The sequence below is a fragment of the Streptomyces fuscichromogenes genome (assembly GCF_014645815.1).
Lineage (GTDB): Bacteria > Actinomycetota > Actinomycetes > Streptomycetales > Streptomycetaceae > Streptomyces > Streptomyces fuscichromogenes.
This window is the reverse complement of record NZ_BMML01000006.1, coordinates 482,642-501,263: the sequence shown is the minus strand read 5'-3', so window position 1 is coordinate 501,263 and position 18,622 is coordinate 482,642. Positions and strand designations below refer to the sequence as shown.

Below are 18,622 nucleotides of genomic sequence, written 5' to 3'. Positions count from 1 at the left end.
CTGTGTTAACGTAATAGGCGTTGCAGTTTTGGTTGCCAGAGGTTTTTTCTTTGCATAGCTTTCCGGATCTTTCCGGAGGGGTGATCATCGCGGCGACCCGGCCCCGCAAAGTGCAGGTCCGGCACTGCCCCCCAAGGGAGATTCAATATGGCATCTGGCACCGTGAAGTGGTTCAACGCGGAAAAGGGCTTCGGCTTCATCGCGCAGGACGGCGGTGGCGCTGACGTGTTCGCTCACTACTCGAGCATCATCAGCAACGGCGGTTTCCGCGAGCTTCAGGAAGGCCAGAAGGTCAGCTTCGACGTCACGCAGGGCCCGAAGGGTCCGCAGGCCGAGAACATCGTCGCTGCCTGAGACTGACGCGTAGCGTCGCGAGCCAGTGGCTCGCGCATCATGTGGCTGGGGCCCGCGCTCCTGGGGTGCGGGCCCCAGCCATTGCGTTACCCGTACACCCCGACACCTGGATATCGGATTTCCGAGGTCTCCGGGTTTTCTGAAATATTCGAGTCTCCGGGATCTACGGGTCTCCGGGATCTCCGGGTCTCCGGATTGATGACAGTTCCGGCTTCGGTATCGAGAGAGGCCCGGCGTTCCGTTTTTCTTCGGCTCATTCTTGTGATTCCTCGTGCGGCCGCCCGCCGTCGGACGGAATTCCTCGACACGCCGTATCGAGGAAGGTGCCCCGCACTCGACAGGCTTGACGCGAGGAAGTCGTTTCCGCAAGCAGGAGACGGGCCACCAGGGCCCTCGTCCGGGCACCGGGCGCAGGAGTCCTCAGGGAGCGAACCCCACCGCACGGCGACAGGAGTTCTCTCCGCCCGTCACCCTGACGGAGCCGCTGCCCGCGGTAGCGGCGTTCGCCGAGCTGGACATGCCCGTACGGCTGCTGGCCGCGCTCCGCCGCCGGGCCGACCACATAGTCCGGCCACGGGGAACGCGGCCCCGCTCCCGGTGGCCAGGCCGGGACGCCGTCTTCCTGCCCGCCCCGACGAAGAGGAGAAGCCCTTGACGCCGAGTACGCCGAGTACGCCGAGTACGCTGAGCACGCCGATGACACCGATTCCGCCGGCTCCGCCCCGGGCACACCGGTCCGGCAGGACCGACGGCACCGGACTGACCGCCCGCGACGCCATGCTGTACGCCCCCGGGCCGCAGGTCGACGACCACATGGCGGTCGACGTGGCCCTGTCCGTGCTCATCGGGGCTCGCGTCCCGCACCTGCTCCTCCAGGACGAGGACGGGCGGTGCGCGGGACTGGTCACCCAGGCCCAGCTCACGGCGCACCGCGGCGGCTCGTGGTTCAGCGACCGGACCCGGCTGCGGGACATCCCGCTCGACCGCGGACCGTTCACCGCGTCGACGGCCGCACTCGGCGACGCGGAAGCGGCCATGCGGGTACGGATACTGAACGTCTCCCCCGTGGTCGACGACCACGGCTACGCCCTGGGCGTTCTCGCGCTGACCCCCTGACCGCCCTGTCCGGCCGTCCCGGAGTCGTTCCCCGGCGTTCCCTCATCTCTGCGGAGGCATTCATGCGCTGTGTCATCGCCCGTTTCCCCTTCGACCTGACCAAGAGCGAGGTCGAGCAGTCGATGGACGGCATCACCCCCGAACCCGTCACCGGCGTGTCCGTGACCGTCGAGGGTCGGCTCTACCCCGTGATGCAGGTCGGGGAAGTGATCACCAGGCAGAACCGTCGGGACTTCACGTCGTTCGAGATGCGTCGCGCCCTGACGCGGCTAGGTTTCACCTGCCACGACGCGCCCCCGGCGGAGCGGCCCCGGGACGCGTGGGCCGACGAGGACGCGCTCGGTTGGTGACGATTTCCGGGGTCACGGCGATTCAGGTGCCGTCCGCCGGTTCGGCAAGAAGCCGCGAGCCGCACGAGACGGCATGGCCCGCTCTGCCCGGTTGCCGCCGTGAGGATGCCCGGCGAGATCCGGCGCGGCCCGGCCGTGCCCCCGCACGCCGCGTGCGCGCGGCGAGGGTGGCGTGGGGACCGTCGTCCAAGGGGCACCGCTGGTCCGGCGGGCGTGGGTGCGGTCGCGCCGAGCACTCTGAAGGCCGACGACGTTCCGGCAGCTCGCCCCGGACCGCCCGTCGGGCAGGACGAGGCGGGCCATGTCAGGTCTGTTGGACGGCGCCGGTCCGCAGGCGCGGCATCGCCGCCGCTGCGGCCGGTCGCGTCTCCTGACGGATCTCCTCGTCGGATGCGCACAGGTCACCGCGTCGCACTTGATCACAGAAGAGCCGGCAGGCCGCCGGCGGTCACCGTCCTTCGGGCGGCTCGCGGACGTCTGCCGCTGCCTGCGCCACGCTGATGCGGGTGTGGGACGCTGGGGGAATGGACGGAGAGCATCGGCTGCTGGTCGTCCGGGCGGTTGCCGGCGGCGGAGGTGCTGCCCTGCGAACCGTTCGGCGCTTCCGGGACGTCTCGCCGCTCCCGTGGGCGAACGGGGCAGGTGAGACCTCGGAGTTCGTCTCCTTTTCGGCCGGTGTGCGGTTGGACCCCGAGACCGCGCCGTGGCGGCTGAGCGTCGCACGGCTCACCGCTGCCGGCCCGTTCTCGCCGCTTCCTGGTGTGCGCCGGGAGTTCTCGCCCGTCGCGGGCGCGGTCTCCCTGCGCGTCGACGGTGTGCTGCACGAGGTGGGGGAGCGGGAGATCCTGTCGTTCTCCGGTGCGAGCGTCACGGAACTCGTACGGCTGGAAGGACCGTGCTGGGCCGTGAACCTGATGCAGCAGACGGGACAGGACGGGGAGGACGTGCACCTCGTGAGCGCCGCGTCCCCTCCGGTGGGATCCCGAGTCGTCGTCGCGGTGGCGACAGAGGCGGAACCCCCGGGCCTGGAAGCCCTGGATCTGCTGGGGCCCGCTTCCGCGAGGGCGGTCCTTGCGGGATGACCGAGCCGGCAGGTCAGGACCGCCGGTTCAGCGACGGGCGGTAGGTGACGACGGGCGGGTCGGACGGGCCGCCGATGAACCTCTTCTTCGTGGCGGCGCCCCAGCACAAGGCCGTGGACGCCGACCGCATGCGGGTGCGGCACCCGGGCGACGGCACGGGCCTCACGGACCGCCCGGCGCGGCCGTGTGCGGTGCCCCTCGTCGCCGGCGGTGAGGACGTGCGGTTGCCCGGCGGCGACCGGAGGGTCCAGCAGCTGGTCGTGCGCGCCAGACCGTGCCCATGCCGCCTCCGCCGAGGATCTCGTAGGGCCGGTACCGGTCGGCGATCAGCCGCCGCACACCGCGTTCGGATCCCGTCGCCGCACGGTGGTCGTCATCTCCGGATATCGCGCGCTCGCTCAGGTTTCCTTCCGGGCGGCCTCGGCGCCCACCGGCCGTCGTCCGTTCGAAAGGCGTCAGCACGGCGGGCGCTTGCGCGTCGTACGTCGCCAACTGTGGTGCATCGGGGGGCGTTTGGCGTCCGGTGACGCGTGACGCAGGTCATACGCGGCGATCGCATCGGAAAGCGGAGAGGCGCGCGTCCTCTTCTCGCGGGGGCCGCGCGCCGTGGCCCGCCGTGCGGGCACGGCGCCATGTTCCGGCAGGGGCCGGGGTGAGCTCGCGGGTGGCTCCGAGACAGAGGGAACCGACAGTGCGCCGTGGGTACAAGTGGGTGGACCGCGAACTGGCCCGGCTGGACCCGGAGCAGGACTGGGAGCGGATGATCTCGCTCTACGTCGGCCATCGTGTCCCGGAGTTCGGCCTCGCGATGATGATCTATCCGGGCACCATGCGCATGATGCAGCCGAGCGACACGGCCGACACCCTGGCCCACACCTCGAAACTTCAGACGCGGCCCCACAGACGCTTCCAGGACGGCAACGACTTCCTGACGGCCTGGATGGTGGACGGTCTGTCCAGCCCGGCGGGCCGCAGGGCCGCCGAACGGCTGAACCGTATCCACCGGGCCGTCGACCGCCGCACCCCGCACCTGCCCGGCAACCTCGACGACATCGACGACTTCGTCTATCCCCTGGTCCTGCTGGCCACGTTCGCCGACCGTCTGCAGACCTCGCTGGGCCTGCCCGGCACGAGCGAGCCGATGAAGACCGCCTGGCACCACTGGGCACAGGCGGTCTTCCGCCTCCTGGAGCGCACGTCCGGCCCACTGGCCGACGAGGCGTTTCCCGAGGACTGGAACGCGATGACCCGATTCGCCGCGGAGTTCGACGCCCGGCCGTACGAGCAGACGGAATCCGGACGCCGGGTGGCGACCGCGATGACGGACTTCTTCGCCGAGCGCTGGTTCCCCGCCCCCTTACGGGAGTTCGGCAGAGACGTGACCCGCTACCTCGCCGGCGAGCGTGTCTGCCGGCTCCACCGGATCGGCTGGATGAGCCCTCGACGCGAGCGCGTCGTCCGGATCTTCCTGAAGTCGGCGTTCCGCGCCCAGCGGCTGCTGCCCGACCACCGCACACCGCTGCCCGAACGCCTCGGCCGAACCCGACGAACCCCCGCACAACTCAGGCAACTTGAGCCCCACGGGACCGACCGTACCCGCCCTCACCAACGCTGCTTCTGAGCTCACCGGGAACGTCCCGTCGGCCGCCGGGGTGCGCCGGCTTGGCCGGGAACCCCGGGGCGGCCCGGGGAGCGTTCTGCCCGCAGGTCACGCCGTTACGAGGGCTCGACGGCCCCGCGCACACGCATGCGCGACACACCTGAACCACGGTCGACAGCGGTGCCTCCCGGCCCTGCCGGACGCCGAGCCGGAGCACATACGCCCAGTTCACCCTGTGCACGGCTCACCGCGCGCCGTCGCTTCCCAGGCTGAGAGCGCGAGTTGCGTCGCGCGTTGCTGCCGCCCCGGGCCTTGACCTGTCGGGCGGGGAGGTACAGTCTCTCTCCGTTCATGCGTATTATCTCATACGCATGAACGGGGGAGAGGTCGGGGAGAGGTCACTGTGGAACCCAGGAAGCGGCCCGGCCGTACGCCCGCGCCGACGGGACGTACGGCACGGCCACGGCAGGCCGAGGTCGCCCGGCTCGCGGGAGTGTCCCAGGCGACCGTGTCCCTGGTGCTCTCCCCGAAGCCCGGGGGCAGGGGGCGGATCATCTCCGAGGAGACCCGCCGGCGGGTCCTGGAGGCGGCCCGCAGCCTGGGCTACGTGCCCGACCCGGCTGCCCGGCGGCTGGCCGCGGCCCGTAACAACCTCCTCGGTGTCTTCAGCTTCACCGCCACGTTCCCCACCGACGTGCAGCACTCGTACTACCCCTTCCTGGTCGGCGTGGAGTGCGAGGCGGCGGCGCTCGGCTACGACCTGGTGCTGTTCACCGGGTCGAGCACCGGCGGCGCGGGGGCGGCGGGCCCCGACGCCCTGAGCCGGGTCCGGCTCGCCGACGGCTGTCTCTTTATGGGCCGGCAGACACCCCGGGCGGAGCTCAGGCGGCTGGTCGAGGACGGCTTTCCGATCGTGCACCTGGGGCGCCGGGAGGAGTTGGAGGGCGTGGCATGGGTGGGCGCGGACTATGTCGAGGCCACCCGTGAAGTCGTGGGTCATCTGGCCGAGTTGGGACATCGACGGATCGTTCTCATTCGCGAGGACGACGACGCGCCCGCCTCGGCGGACCGCCAGCGCGGCTTCCTGGAAGGGCTGGAGGCGGCGGGTCTGCCTGTCGGGACCGCGACCGTCTTCCGGTCCGCGGATCCGCAGCGGGAGCTCACGCCCGAACGGCTGCGCGCCTGGACCGACGAAGGGGTGACGGCCTTCGTCGCGGAGGAGACCGACACCGGGGCGGCCTGGCGGGGCCTGCTCTCCGCCGTGCGCGAGGCGGGCCTCGACTGCCCCGCGGAGGTGTCCCTCGCCCTGCTCGGCAGTCCGCCCTCCGATCTGGCGGGCGAGCCCGTGCCGACCGGATTCGACATTCCCCGGCCGCAGTTGGGCGCCGCGGCCGTGCGGCTGCTGGCCGCGCTCGTCGCCGGAGAGGAGGCGCGCGAGCCACTCGTCGGCTGTGCCTTCCGGCCGGGCCCGACGACCGGACCGCCGCCTGTCCGTCCCTGAGCACGGTCCGTACGGACCATCTCCCTCCCTGTCATGGACCTGATCTGCTGGCAGGACTCAGTAGCAAGATCCAGTAGTGGGATCCAGTAGCAAGGACTGCCCGTGTTATCCGAAGCAGACATCCTCGTCGTGGGCGGCGGACTCGGTGGTGTGGCCGCCGCACTGGCCGCCTGCCGGGCCGGACGCAGCGTCGTCCTCACCGAGGAGACGGACTGGGTCGGTGGCCAGCTCACCAGCCAGGCCGTACCGCCCGACGAACACCCGTGGGTGGAGCGGTTCGGCACGACCGCCTCGTACCGGCGGCTGCGCGAGGAGATCCGGCGGTACTACCGCCACTGGTACCCGTTGCGGGCCGAGGCCCTGGCGCTCACCGACCTCAACCCGGGAGCGGGCCGGGTCAGCAAGCTCTGTCATGAGCCGAGGGTCGCCCTCGCCGTCCTGGAGGGCATGCTCGCGCCCCACCGGGCGGCGGGCCGGCTGACAGTACTCACCGAGCACCGGCCGGTCTCCGCCGAGTCGGACGACGACGTCGTACGGGCGGTGACCCTGGAGGACCTGCGCGACGGGACACGGCGCACCCTCACCGCGCGCTATGTCCTGGACGCCACCGAGACCGGCGAGCTCCTCCACCTCGCGGGCGTCGAGCACGCGAACGGGGCCGAGGCGCGCGCCGAGTTCGACGAGCCGCACGCGCCGGACCAGGCCCAGCCCCTCAACCAGCAGGGCATCACGGTCTGCTTCGCGCTCTCCCACCACGAGGGCGAGGACCACACGATCGACCGGCCGGCGGACTTCGGCTTCTGGCGCGGCTATCAGCCCTCGTTCTGGCCCGGCCCGCTGCTCGGCTTCGCGGCGCCCGACCCCCGCACGCTGGAGCCGCTGCCGCGGACCTTCGTGCCGAATCCCGATCCGGACCCGCTCGGTGTCTCCGCCGACCAGAGCGCCGACGCCGGTGACAAGGAGCTGTGGGGCTTTCGCCGGATCCTCGCCCGCAAGCTGCACGCGCCGGGAGCGTTCGACTCCGACATCACCCTCGTCAACTGGCCGCTCAACGACTACTGGCTCAAGCCGTACATCGGGCAGGAGGCCGAAGCGCTCGGCGAGGCACGGCAGTTGTCGCTGTCACTGCTGTACTGGCTGCAGACCGAGGCGCCGCGCCCGGACGGCGGCACCGGCTTCCCGGGCCTGCGGATCCGCCCGGACGTGACCGGCACGACGGACGGCCTGGCCAAGGCGGCGTACGTCCGTGAGTCCCGCCGCATCAAGGCCGTCACCACGGTCACCGAGCACGACGTGGCGATCGACGCGGTCGGCCCGTACGGCGGTACCCGGTACCGGGACTCCGTCGGCGTGGGCGCGTACCGCATCGACCTGCATCCCTCGACCGGCGGCGACAACTACATCGACATCGGCTCGGTGCCCTTCGAGATCCCCCTCGGGGCGCTGGTGCCGCGGCGGGTCCGCAACCTGCTGCCCGCGGGCAAGAACATCGGCACGACCCACCTCACCAACGGCTGCTACCGGCTCCACCCGGTGGAGTGGAACGTCGGCGAGGTCGCCGGCGCACTGGCCGCCCACTGCGTGGCCGAGGACGTCGAGCCGCACCAGGTCCAGGCCGAGGACAGACGGTTCGGGGAGTTCGCGCGGCTGCTCGACCGCGACGGAGTGCAACGCCGCTGGCCGGACGTACGCGGCTACTGAACGACCCCTGCACGGACGGGAGTTCCGGGCGCGGCGGCTCCCTTCGCCACGCCCGGCGGCAGCCCGCGCGAACCCGATCCAGCACCAGGAGGTGCCCTGACATGAGCACACCCCGCATACGCGTCGGCATCGACGTGGGCGGAACCTTCACCGACGCCGTGGCCGTGGACGCCACGACCCTCGAACTCCTGGGGCAGATCAAGGTCCCCACCAGCCACCACCACGAGGACGGCGTCGCGCACGGCATCGTCGAGGCGCTCGACCGGCTCCTGGCCCGGACCGGCCGCGCCCCGAGCGACGTCGCCTTCCTGGCGCACGGCACGACCCAGGCCACCAACGCCCTCCTGGAGGGTGACGTGGCGACCGTCGGACTGATCGGCGTCGGGACCGGCCCCTCGGCGGTGTTCACCCGCCGCCTCGCCTCGTTCGGCAGGCTCGAACTCGCCCCCGGCAAAAGGCTCCCGCTGGCCTACGCGCATGTCGCCGACCCCGACGACCCGGCGGCCGTCCGCCGCGCCGTCGAGCAGGTGAAGGACGCGGGCGCCCAAGTCCTCGTCGCCAGCCAGCCGTTCAGCGTCGACCGCCCCGAGGGCGAACGGGCCGTCCTGGACGCGGCACGGCCGTACGGGCTGCCGATGACCGCCGCGCACGAGATCACCTCGCTGTACGGGCTGCACAGGCGCACCCGGACCGCCGTGGTCAACGCGGCGATCCTGCCCCGCATGCTGGCCACCGCCGGCCTGGTCGACGCCGCCGTCACCAAGGCGGGAGTGACCGCGCCCCTGATGGTGATGCGCTGCGACGGCGGCGTGATGGCCCTCGACGAGATGCGCCGCCGACCGCTCCTGACGGTGCTGTCGGGACCGGCTGCCGGAGTCGCGGGCGCTCTGCTGCGGGAACGGGTGAGCGAGGGCGTGTTCCTGGAGACCGGAGGCACGTCGACCGACATCAGCGTCGTACACCGCGGCAAGGTCGCCGTCCGGCACGCCACCATCCTTGGCAGGACCTCGTATCTGAACGCCCTCGACGTGCGCACGGTCGGTGTCGGCGGCGGTTCCATGGTGCGGATCGGCGACGGCCGGGTGACGGGCGTGGGACCGCGCAGCGCCCACATCGCGGGGCTGCCGTACGCCTGCTTCGCCTCCCCCGGCCGGCTGCGCGACGCCAGGGTGGACACCGTCCGGCCCCTGGACGGCGACCGAGCCGACTACGCCGTGCTGGACACGGCGGGCGGGCGGTTCGCCGTCACCATGACCTGTGCCGCCAATGCCCTCGGCCGCGTCCCCGAGGGCGACTTCGCCCACTGCGACCCGGAGACCGCGCGCGCCGCGATCGCGCCGCTGGCCGCCCTGCTCGGCACCGACGTGGCGACCGCGGCCACCCGGATCCTCGACGCGGGCGTCGCCCAGGTGAGGACGGTGGTGGACGCAATGATCCGTGACTACCGCCTCGACAGGGACACGGCCGTCCTGGTCGGCGGAGGCGGCGCTGCCGCGTCCGTCACCCCGCACCTCGCCCATGCCAGCGGCATGGCGGGCCGGATCGTCCGCCACAACGAGGTCATCAGCCCCGTCGGCGTCGCCCTCGCGCTCGTACGGGAACAGGTCGAGCGGATCGTGCCCGGCGCTTCGCAGGAGCAGATCCTCGCCGTCCGCGCCGAAGCGGAGCGGGCGGTGATCGCGCAGGGCGCCGCCGCCGAAGGCGTCGAGGTCGACGTCACTGTCGACCCGCGGACCAGCACCGTGCGCGCGGTCGCCACCGGTGCCACCGAACTGCGTGTCCAGGACCGGTCCCACCGAGCCGACGACACCGAGCGGCTGCGTGCCGCGGCGGCCAGTCTCAAGGCCGACCCCGCGGACGTCCGCGTCCTGGCGGGCACCGCCGCCCACACCGTCTACGGCACGCGGACGCACCGCCGTCTGCGGCCGGCCCGCCGGCCCGTACGGATCGTCGACATGGACGGCGTCGTACGCCACCATGCCGCCGACGCCCGCGTGGAGACCACCACCGTGGCCGGCGCTCCGGAGGTGCTCGCCCGGCTGGTGGGCGAGTCCACCTCGTACGGCGACGGCGGGGTACGCGCTCCCGCCCTGCGGCTGTTGCTCGGCTCCCGCATCGCCGACCTGTCCGGCGTCCTCGATCCGCAGCCGCTGCTCGCTCTGGCCCGCAGCGAGCTGCGGACCCGCGCGGCCGACGAGCCGGTGGTCGCGGTCCTGGAGGTGCGGCCATGACAGACAGTCAACTCACCTCGGTGGACGCGGTGGTATCGGACTCCGTGCCCATGGATGACATGGATGACATCGACGACGTCGACGACGTCGAGTGGGGCGTCCGGCTGCTGGCGGCCACGCCGACCCACGAGGGGCGCGACCACGAGCTGCTGCGTCAATGGGCCCGTAGGGCAGATGAGTTCGGGTCCGGGCTGGCCCCCGTGCCGTCCACGGCACGCGTGGTCGAGCGGAACGACGGCCTGGAGCGGATGCTGCTCGCCCGCTACACCTCACGGCCCCCGACGGTCGAGCTCTACACCGACACGCTCGCGCTCGCCGAGGAGTTGGCCGACGCCCGCGGCTGGCGTGCCTGGTACCCGCCGGGCTCGGTGCGCGCGGCCGCCCTCGCCCACGAGGCCGCGCATGCCCACCTGCACCACGGCCCGGCGAAGGCCGCGCTCAAGGAGGCACTCGGCCACACCGTGCTGCGTCTCGGCCGCCACCGCGTGGCCGGCCATGTCGCCGGTGCCGAGGAGATCGCCGCCCACGCCTACGCCAGAACCGTCTGCGGGCTCGGCCGCAGCCCCCTGCTCCTCACCGCCGCGCTGCGCGCGGCGCTCACCCGGCCCGGGAATCCCGCTCCGAGAAGAGAGAACTGACCCATGGGTGTCGTCATCCTCCTCGTCATGGCCGCCGGCGTCGGCCTGATGCTCACCCGAAGAATCCCCACCGCCTTCGCGCTGGTGCTGCTCGCCGTCGTCATCGCCTTCCTCGCCGGGGCACCGCTCACCGGCAGCAACAGCGTGCTGGACACCGTTCTCCAGGAAGGCGCGCCGACCCTGGCCGCCACCATGATCGCGATCGTTCTGGGCTCCTGGCTGGGCAGGCTCCTCGACGAGACCGGTATCGCGGGCACGCTCGTCCGCAAGATCGTCGAGTTCGGCGGTGACAGCCCGACCGTGGTGGCCCTCGGCGTCCTCGCCGTGTCCGCCCTCGTCGGAACGGTGACCGGCTCGGCACCCGCCGCCATGCTCGCCGGCCTCATCGGCATCCCCGCCATGATCGCCGTCGGCGTGCCCAGGGTGACCGCCGCGGGCACGGTGCTGATGGGCATCGCCGTGGGCGTCCCCTTCGAGCTGCCGCTGTGGCAGTTCTTCTCCACCGCGCTGGAGCTGCCGGTCCCGGCCGTGCGCGGCTTCATGGTGAAGCTCTTCCCGTTCGCCCTGGCCGCCGCCGTCGCGTTCGTCGTCGTCGAGACCCGACGGCGCGGCACCGAGCACGCCTGGTCGCTCAAGTCCGTGGACACGAAGCCCCGTTCACGACGTGCGGAACCGGGCGACGCGCCCTGGTACGCGCTGCTCGCCCCCGCCGTCCCGCTGGTCCTCGCCCTGGGCTTCGAACTCGCCGTCATCCCCTCCCTGTTGGCGGGCATCCTGTACGCGCTGGTCACCACGACCCGGCCCGGCGAGCTGAACAAGCGGCTGCTGCGCACCCTGTACGGCGGCTTCGAGGTGGCGGCCCCGCCGATCGCCCTGTTCATCGCCATCGGCATCCTGCTCGCGGCCGTGAAGCTGCCCGGCGCCGTGGACGCGCTCGAACCGCTCGTCAAGGCCGTCAGCCCGCGGAACCCGGTGCTGTTCGTGCTCGTCTTCACCCTTCTCGTCCCGCTGTGCCTCTACCGCGGCCCGCTCAACGTGTTCGGGCTCGGCGCGGGCATCGCCGGCGTCCTCGTCGCCGCGGGCGTCTACCCCGCGGCCGCCGTCCTCGGCATGGCGACCTCGTACAACCAGGTCTTCGGCGTCGCCGACCCGACCAGCACCCAGACCGTGTGGAGCGCCCAGTACGCGGGTGTCACTCCCCAGCAGGTCATGGTGCGCACCCTGCCGTACGTCTGGGCGGTCGCCCTCGGCGGCCTGTGCGTCACGGCCGCCACCTACCTCTGAGCCCTTCCGTCCCTTCTGTCTTTTTGTCATCGGAGCCCACATGCACGAGCAACGCCTCGACCGGCGTCTCTTCCTGCGCACCGCCGCCGCCACCGGAGCCGCTCTCACCGTCGGGACGACCCTGGGCACCCAGCCCGCCGCCGCGGCGCCCGGCGGATTCCCCGACTACACCTACGTCCGCACGCTGCTGACCGCGTCCAAGCTGAAGTACAACCCCACCGGCGAGATCATCTTCCCCTGTGTCCGGGGCGTCTACGACAAGCTGAGCTCCCCCCTCGGCCGCTACTACCTCTACTACGCGCCGCACGACCCGCCCGGTGGGATCTGCCTGGCCTACGGCGACTCGCTGGAAGGGCCGTTCACGGAGTACCCGTCGAACCCGATCGTCTCCAACGACTGGTCCCCGCACTACTCCGTCAGCCATGTCTCGTCCCCCCACGTGCTGTGGAACCAGGACGCCGACGAGTTCTGGCTGTACTTCCACGGACCGAACACCACGACCCGCCTCGCCCGCTCGGCCGACGGGATCAACTTCACGTACGACAAGGTCGTGCTGTCGGCGTCCATGCTCCCGGCAGGCACCACGGAGACGTCGTACGCCCGGGTCTTCCGCCACGACCTGCCGGCACGCGACGCCGCCTACGTGATGGTCTTCATGACCAACAACACGACCAACCACCGTGACATCCACTGGGGTTGGTCCGCCGACGGCCGCACCTGGACCTACGACCAGCAACCGCTGATCCGGCACACCGACGTCGACGCCGTCAACGTCGGCGGTCCGCACCTTCTCCACCGCGACGGCAGCACCTATGTCGTCTACAACAAGGACAGGTCGAGCGGCGGCGACATCATGATCACCGAGGTCGGCAACGACTTCGGCAAGCGCGACCACCTCGGCGTCTTCTACAACTCGCGCAGCGCGGCTCCGGAGAACGGGCGCGCCGCGTCGCCCTGCTTCGGCACCGACGGCGGCGTCCCCTACATGATCTACGAGGCCGGAGAGCGGCTCGCGGGATCCATCGCCGTGGCCCGGGGCTGACCCGACCGGGCCCTGCGGCTCCTCATACCCAGCACCAGACCGGGAAGCCGGCGGAAACGCCGCCGGCGCCCTGCTGTCCCCATCCCTCGGAAGGAACCTCCCCTGATGAACCGCCACCTGCGCAAGGCCGTTGTCGCCACTGCCGCGATCACTGCCGGGCTGCTGATGACGGCGTGCCAGAACGGCACCGACGCCACCTCGTCCGGCAAGGGCGGAGCGAGCGCGTCGGCGGTCGCGGACAAGGCGTCGGACGCCAAGAACTCGAAGGGCGTCAGCGGTACGTTCAAGAACGGCAAGGTCACCTATCTCGCACCGGGCAAGTACGTCGTCTCCGTGCCGGGCGAGGACGACCAGCAGTTCCTGGTGGCCGACGAGACCCAGGTCTACGGCGCCGGCACGATATGCGGGCAGGCGGGGTCCAAGGCGGACACGTCCTGCACGCTGGACCAGTTGGAGGCGGCCACCAAGAAGGGTGCCGTGAACGCCGACGTGGAGATGGACAAGGGTGTCGCCACCCTGGTGACCGAGCGGAGTGCCGCCCAGCAGGACACCGGCTCCGGGTCGTCGTCCACGTCGTCGTCCGGGTCTTCGTCCGGATCGTCTTCGTCCGGATCGTCTTCGTCCGGATCGTCGTCGTCCGGGTCGTCTGCGTCCGGGTCCTCCGGTTCGGGTTCGGGCTCGTCGTCCGGCTCCGCCACGGGCAAGGGCGTCAGCGGAACCTGGTTCGGCGCCGTCTCCTACCTGGCGCCGGGCAAGTACACCGTCAGCGACATCAAGGGAAGCGAGCAGGAGTTCCTCGTCGCCGAAGACACCAAGATCATCGGCTACGACGACATCTGCGACGCCATCAACACGGGTCCGGGCGGTGAGGGCGGTGTCGAGTGCACCGAGGCCCAACTGGAGAAGGCCGCCAAGAAGGGCTTCGACGCGACGGTCGTGATCAAGAACGGCATCGCGACCAGCATCCGCGACGCCAGCTGAGCCGCATCCCACGGAGAGCCGGTGGACGGCTCCCGCGTCAAGGCGCGGGAGCCGTCCACCGGCTCGGGGGCGACCCGACCGCAGGCCGGCCGGAATGCGCGGTGCCGAGGAACGCGGGGCGCTGGGCCGACACGGTGCATGCGCCGTCGCGACGGACACTCCGGACCAGGCCGCGAGACGATGCGGTCCGGTCAGTGCGAAGCCGCGCCCGGGTATGCCTGGGCCACTGGCGTGCGGGCCCGCCGGGCCGTCGGCTCAAGGTGTGACGATGGCGAAGTCCGGGTCGGGCATGCCGAGATGGCCGACGAGTTCGGTCAGCCGGCCGGGATCGCCGGTGATCTCGACGGTGTCGAGGGCCGCCAGGTCGGCCGGTTTGAGCGTACCGAGCAGGAGAGCGCGCAGGTCGGCCTCGGTGAGGGTGATCTCGACGTCCGGGTCGGCCGCGGCCGGTCCGGTGCCGGTGACGTGGGTGAGGACGCCGTTGCGCAGCCGCACGGTCACGGAGTCGCCCTTGGCGATGTGCACGCGAACGGCGATGTCCACGTCCCAGCTGCCCGGCCCGTCGACCCGGATGGCCAGGGCGTCGAAGAGCTGGTCCAGGGTGAGGGCCGCGATCACGTCGGGCGAGGCGGTGACGGTGGGGGTGCCGACGGAACCGTTGCGCAGTTCGTAGGCGCCCATCAGGTAGAAGTTGCGCCAGGTGCCGTTCTCGCTGCCGTAGCCGAGCTGTTCGAGGGCGTCGGCCTGGAGTCCGCGGGCTTCGGCGTGGTCCGGGTCGGCGAACAGGACCTGCCCGACGACCTGCGCCACCCAGCGGTAGTCGCCGTCGGCGTACGACTGCCGGGCCCGGTGCAGTACTTCGTCGGCACCACCCATGAACTCCACGTACCGCTTGGCGGCTTCGACCGGCGGGTGCTCCCACAGGTGGGCCGGGTTCCCGTCGAACCAGCCCAGGTAACGCTGGTAGACCGCCTTGGTGTTGTGGCTGACGGAGCCGTAGTAGCCATGGGTGTGCCAGGCCCGCTCCAGCGCCGGGGGCAGCTCCATCCGCTCGGCGATCTCCGGGCCGGTCAGGCCCTGGTTGAGCATGCGCAGGGTCTGGTCGTGCAGGTAGGCGTACAGGTCCCGCTGTTCGGACAGGAACTCCACGACCCGCTCGCGGCCCCAGGTCGGCCAGTGGTGGGAGGCGAAGGCGACGTCCGAGGAGGCGGCGAACAGGTCGACGGCCTCGGTGAGGTAGCGGGCCCACACCCGCGGGTCGCGGACCTGGGCACCGCGCAGGGTCAGCAGGTTGTGCAGGTTGTGGGTGGCGTTCTCCGCCATGCACAGGGCCGCGTGGCTGGGGAAGTGGATGTTCAGTTCGGCCGGGGCCTCGGTGCCGGGAGTGAGCTGGAAGACCATGCGGATGCCGTCGACGGTCTCCGTCTGCCCGGTGCGCGTGATGTACAGGGTCGGTGGGATCAGGGTGACCGAGCCCGTCGAGGTGGTCTGTCCCAGGCCCGCGCCGATCTGCCCGCGCTCCCCCTTGGGCAGCGCGGCACCGTACATGTAGGCCGCCCGCCGGCCCATCGCCGTACCGGCGTAGACGTTCTCGCTGACCGCGTGCTCCAGGAAGCCCTGCGGGGCGAGGACCGGGACGCCGGCCGCCACGTCCTCGTCGGTGATGACCCCGCGTACCCCGCCGAAGTGGTCGACATGGCTGTGCGTGTAGAGGACGGCGCTCACCGGGCGCTCACCACGGTGGGCCCGGTACAGGGCGAGCGCGGCGGCCGCGGTCTCGGCGCACAGCAGCGGGTCGATGACGAGGATCCCGCGGTCGCCCTCGACGACCGTCATGTTGGACAGGTCGAACCCGCGGACCTGGTAGATGCCCTCGGTGACCTCGAACAGCCCGTGCTCGGAGCAGAGCCGGCTCTGCCGCCACAGGCTCGGGTTCGCGGTGGCCGGAATCTCCCCGGCCAGGAATCCGTAGGCGTCGAGATCCCAGACGGCACGGCCGTCGGCGTCCTTGACGACGCTCTCCGCGGCCGTGCCGAGGAAACCGCGCCGCGCGTCCTCCAGGTCCCGGGTGTCGTCGAAGGGGAACCGGCGCAGCACGGCGTCGTTGGCCTGCGCGACGGCGGGCTCGGCGGGCCTGGCCTCGGTGTGGGGGGACATCGGGGGCTCCCTCGCTGACGGCGGCGCTGCCTGGGCCGCCACCCCGACGGCCGCGGCCAGTGCCACCCTCGCCCGGCGCCCTGGCCCGCACGACCGGAAGCACGCCGCACGGGTGAACCGGGCTTGGCCTGCTCCGGCCGAACCCGGATCCCCGTCGGTTGGTGCCGGAGGATGCCGTTGGGCATCGGGCCGATCCGTACATTTGAACGATCGTCGATCGTCCTGGGTCGGCCTCCCCGGCGTGCCCTTTCGCGACGACCTCTGCTGGCGAGCCCGGCAGCACCGGCCGCCTATGAGGGCAGGCGAACGGCCCCGTCCGAGGCTCCGGGACCACCACCACAGGTTGGAAGGCGTGTCGGCACCACCGCCCATCGGGGCCGAGGAGTGGCCGGCGCGCGCCATCGTGTCCTTGGGCGCGGCCTCAGCTGGTGAAGGTGAAGTACTTCCAGGAGCCGTGCGTGGTCGAGTTCACGGTGTCGTTCGAGGAGTTGTCGATGTAGGACGACCGCACGCGCATCGAGTGGCCGGTCTGGTGCGTGCCCCGCAGTTCCACCACCGACCTGCCCTTGGAGTCGAGCCTGAAGTACTCGTACCCCGCCGGCCGCCAGGCGCCGGCGGAGTGGATCTGGAACTCCAGTTTCTGCGCGCGGCCGGGGTAGGCCGTCATCGTGGTCGTGAGAAGCGGGTTGGTCTTCTTCCGGAAGTAGTACGTGGTGTACCCGTTGACCTTGGCCGTCCTGTAGTGGCGGCTCGGGCTCAGCGACACCTTGACCTTCGCGCCCACCCGGCTCGTGGCCGTCTTCGGGGCGGTCCGCGCGTCGCCGGAGAAGGAGGCGCTCACCGTGGTGTCGCGCTTCAGGGGCAAGGTCACCGACAGGTTGCCCCCGCTGTTGACCGTGCCGGTCCTGACCAGGTACTTGCCCTTGCCGTCGCCCGCGGTGTCCGCGTAGAGCGAGAGCGTCCGGTTCTTGTACGTCGTGCCGAGGTGGGCGGTGAACGTCACGTTGCTGGCGTAGTCGTGGACGGTGCCGTTCTTGTTCACGGTCAGGGCTGTCGTGTTCCGGGAGACCTCGACCGTGCCGGAGGCGGAGGCGGCCGTGCGATCGGCGTCGCCGGCGTAGGAGACCTGGTAGGTGACCTTGCTGCCCGCGGGTGGGACGTCGGTGAAGGAGAAGGTCCCGTCCGCCTTCACCGTCGCGGCAGGCAGCGCCGTGCCGTTCGGGGACTCCAGGTCCGTCCGGGTCACCGCGACGGTGGTCCCGGCGGGCAGCCCGAGCGTGTTCGTGACCTTGCCGGAGACGGTCAGCGACCTGGCACGGTCGGCGGTCGCCGGGGCGTTCACCGTGACGGCGGTGACCGCCTTGCCGGGGTCGGTGACGACGCGCAGGCTGTACTTGCCGGAGAGACCGTGTGTGACCGCGAAGAGCCGGCTGCTGTCGGGTGCGAAGGCGAGGTCGCCGCGGTCGAGCAGGGTCTCCTGGGAGACTCCACCCTGTTCGTCGGTGAAATCGGCGGTCCGCCTCGGGGTCGTGCCGCCCGGCTCGTAGACGGACACCTGGGGGGTGAAGTTGGCGTAGGTGTCCGTGCCCACCGCGACGAGGCCGTCCGGCGCGACATCCACCGACCGTTGTGCCGAGTAGCCGCTCGGATACCTGGTGGTCTGCGACAGGTCCGAGGTCCGGAAGACCGGCTGGAAGTCGCCTGCCGCGGTGGCCACCACGAGTTCTGTGCCGTCCGGGGTGAGCGCCAGGTCCTCCGCGGTGTTGGCGATGGCGGCGTCCTGCCCGCCGAGGAACGCGGTCCGGTCGGCCGTGCCGGACGACACGTCGTAGATGCCGAGGGCGAAGTAGTACTGGCGCGAGCCGGCCGCCAGAGTGTCGGGAGCGCCGGGTGCCGAGTCCAGCAGGGGAGCGTCCTTCCACGTCCCCTCGGCCTCCTGGGCGAGGGAAACCTGCGGCTGCCCGCCGGACAGGTCGAGAGAGCCGATGTTGCCGTGGCCGACGCTGCCGTAGCCGAACCAGAGTCTGCCGCCGGCGAGCGCCAGGTGCTGCGGATCCGTGCCGTCACCCGTCGCGTACCGCCCGGCCTCGGTGAGCGTCGCGGTGTCGATGGCCACGATCTCATCGGCTCCCGGCACGGCGACGTAGACCGTTGCCGAGTCGGCGGAGAGCTCCAGACCGTCAGCCTGCGGCAGCGAGGTGATCGTCCCGATGACGGTGCCGTCGTAGTCGGTGGCGACGACCTTGCCTCCCGACGGGTCACTGATGAAGACCCGCTGGTGAACGCCGTCCACGATGATGTCGCCGCTGGACGTGACGGGCAGCGCGGCCCTGCTGTCGGCGACAGCGGAGCCCGCCGTCGACCCGATCAGGGCGACAGGACCGAGAGTGACCGCGAGCGCTGTCACGGCCGAGATGCTGCGCACACGCACAGTGATGCAACCCCCACTAGGAAGACAGGATGCCCGCAAGACCCCTGGAGCCCCTTCAGGGTTGTACGGCACACCTGCGCGGGTTTCCGCAGCGGGCGCGCTTCGCCGGGCGTGCGCCAGGCGGCAGGCAGCTGCGAGGTCACCCCATGAGGTC

At 71.4% G+C, this 18,622-nt stretch carries 14 protein-coding genes; 12 read left to right on the top strand and 2 right to left on the bottom strand.

The features are described from left to right. Positions 1-147: 147 nt before the first annotated feature. The 12 genes from IEZ11_RS16300 to IEZ11_RS16245 all read left to right on the top strand — a co-directional run bounded on the left by IEZ11_RS16300 (position 148) and on the right by IEZ11_RS16245 (position 13,880). Positions 148-354 carry a cold-shock protein gene (locus IEZ11_RS16300; RefSeq protein ID WP_189263440.1) on the top strand — a complete coding sequence of 69 codons (207 nt, stop codon included), beginning with the start codon at positions 148-150 and terminating at the stop codon, positions 352-354. A 696-nt stretch (positions 355-1,050) separates the two neighbouring features. After that, a complete protein-coding gene (locus IEZ11_RS16295) occupies positions 1,051-1,470 on the top strand; it encodes a CBS domain-containing protein (protein ID WP_189263439.1) in 420 nt (139 codons plus the stop codon). Positions 1,471-1,532: 62 nt separating this feature from the next. Beyond that, positions 1,533-1,820: an SCO5918 family protein gene (locus IEZ11_RS16290; RefSeq protein ID WP_189263438.1), complete on the top strand. Its 288-nt coding sequence runs from the start codon at positions 1,533-1,535 to the stop codon at positions 1,818-1,820. Positions 1,821-2,344: 524 nt separating this feature from the next. Then, positions 2,345-2,902 (top strand): HutD family protein, encoded by a 558-nt coding sequence (locus IEZ11_RS16285; RefSeq protein WP_189263437.1) that lies wholly within the window; start codon positions 2,345-2,347, stop codon positions 2,900-2,902. A 691-nt stretch (positions 2,903-3,593) separates the two neighbouring features. Continuing rightward, positions 3,594-4,523, top strand: a complete 930-nt coding sequence (locus IEZ11_RS16280; RefSeq protein ID WP_189263436.1) for an oxygenase MpaB family protein — start codon at positions 3,594-3,596, stop codon at positions 4,521-4,523. 382 nt (positions 4,524-4,905) lie between these two features. Further along, a complete protein-coding gene (locus tag IEZ11_RS16275; protein ID WP_189263435.1) occupies positions 4,906-6,003 on the top strand; it encodes a LacI family DNA-binding transcriptional regulator in 1,098 nt (365 codons plus the stop codon). Positions 6,004-6,105: 102 nt separating this feature from the next. Further along, positions 6,106-7,704 (top strand): FAD-dependent oxidoreductase, encoded by a 1,599-nt coding sequence (locus IEZ11_RS16270; protein ID WP_189263434.1) that lies wholly within the window; start codon positions 6,106-6,108, stop codon positions 7,702-7,704. Positions 7,705-7,805: 101 nt separating this feature from the next. After that, the gene (locus IEZ11_RS16265) at positions 7,806-9,935 is read left to right on the top strand and encodes a hydantoinase/oxoprolinase family protein (RefSeq protein ID WP_189263433.1); all 2,130 of its coding nucleotides are present in this window, start codon (positions 7,806-7,808) and stop codon (positions 9,933-9,935) included. Positions 9,936-9,985: 50 nt separating this feature from the next. Next, positions 9,986-10,573 (top strand): hypothetical protein, encoded by a 588-nt coding sequence (locus tag IEZ11_RS16260; protein ID WP_189263496.1) that lies wholly within the window; start codon positions 9,986-9,988, stop codon positions 10,571-10,573. A 3-nt stretch (positions 10,574-10,576) separates the two neighbouring features. Next, positions 10,577-11,857, top strand: a complete 1,281-nt coding sequence (locus IEZ11_RS16255) for a TRAP transporter large permease (RefSeq protein ID WP_189263432.1) — start codon at positions 10,577-10,579, stop codon at positions 11,855-11,857. A 40-nt stretch (positions 11,858-11,897) separates the two neighbouring features. Continuing rightward, positions 11,898-12,899 (top strand): twin-arginine translocation signal domain-containing protein, encoded by a 1,002-nt coding sequence (locus IEZ11_RS16250; RefSeq protein WP_189263431.1) that lies wholly within the window; start codon positions 11,898-11,900, stop codon positions 12,897-12,899. A gap of 105 nt (positions 12,900-13,004) precedes the next feature. After that, entirely contained in the window at positions 13,005-13,880 is an 876-nt protein-coding gene (locus IEZ11_RS16245; protein ID WP_189263430.1) for a hypothetical protein, read from the top strand. A gap of 255 nt (positions 13,881-14,135) precedes the next feature. Here the strand turns inward: IEZ11_RS16245 and IEZ11_RS16240 are convergent, their stop codons facing one another. Both IEZ11_RS16240 and IEZ11_RS16235 read right to left on the bottom strand, forming a co-directional pair. Then, positions 14,136-16,037, bottom strand: coding sequence for an alkyl/aryl-sulfatase (locus IEZ11_RS16240; RefSeq protein WP_189263429.1), 1,902 nt, complete (start codon positions 16,035-16,037; stop codon positions 14,136-14,138). 421 nt (positions 16,038-16,458) lie between these two features. Further along, positions 16,459-18,444, bottom strand: a complete 1,986-nt coding sequence (locus IEZ11_RS16235; RefSeq protein WP_308426478.1) for a YncE family protein — start codon at positions 18,442-18,444, stop codon at positions 16,459-16,461. Between the last annotated feature and the right edge of the window lie 178 nt (positions 18,445-18,622).

Excerpts from the sequence above, each read along its gene's own strand:
- IEZ11_RS16300 (WP_189263440.1), top strand. The coding sequence starts at position 148 with ATGGCATCTGGCACCGTGAAGTGGTTCAACGCGGAAAAGGGCTTCGGC.
- IEZ11_RS16295 (WP_189263439.1), top strand. The coding sequence starts at position 1,051 with ATGACACCGATTCCGCCGGCTCCGCCCCGGGCACACCGGTCCGGCAGG.
- IEZ11_RS16290 (WP_189263438.1), top strand. The coding sequence starts at position 1,533 with ATGCGCTGTGTCATCGCCCGTTTCCCCTTCGACCTGACCAAGAGCGAG.
- IEZ11_RS16285 (WP_189263437.1), top strand. The coding sequence starts at position 2,345 with ATGGACGGAGAGCATCGGCTGCTGGTCGTCCGGGCGGTTGCCGGCGGC.
- IEZ11_RS16265 (WP_189263433.1), top strand. The coding sequence starts at position 7,806 with ATGAGCACACCCCGCATACGCGTCGGCATCGACGTGGGCGGAACCTTC.
- IEZ11_RS16260 (WP_189263496.1), top strand. The coding sequence starts at position 9,986 with ATGGATGACATGGATGACATCGACGACGTCGACGACGTCGAGTGGGGC.
- IEZ11_RS16255 (WP_189263432.1), top strand. The coding sequence starts at position 10,577 with ATGGGTGTCGTCATCCTCCTCGTCATGGCCGCCGGCGTCGGCCTGATG.
- IEZ11_RS16250 (WP_189263431.1), top strand. The coding sequence starts at position 11,898 with ATGCACGAGCAACGCCTCGACCGGCGTCTCTTCCTGCGCACCGCCGCC.
- IEZ11_RS16245 (WP_189263430.1), top strand. The coding sequence starts at position 13,005 with ATGAACCGCCACCTGCGCAAGGCCGTTGTCGCCACTGCCGCGATCACT.
- IEZ11_RS16240 (WP_189263429.1), bottom strand. The coding sequence starts at position 16,037 with ATGTCCCCCCACACCGAGGCCAGGCCCGCCGAGCCCGCCGTCGCGCAG.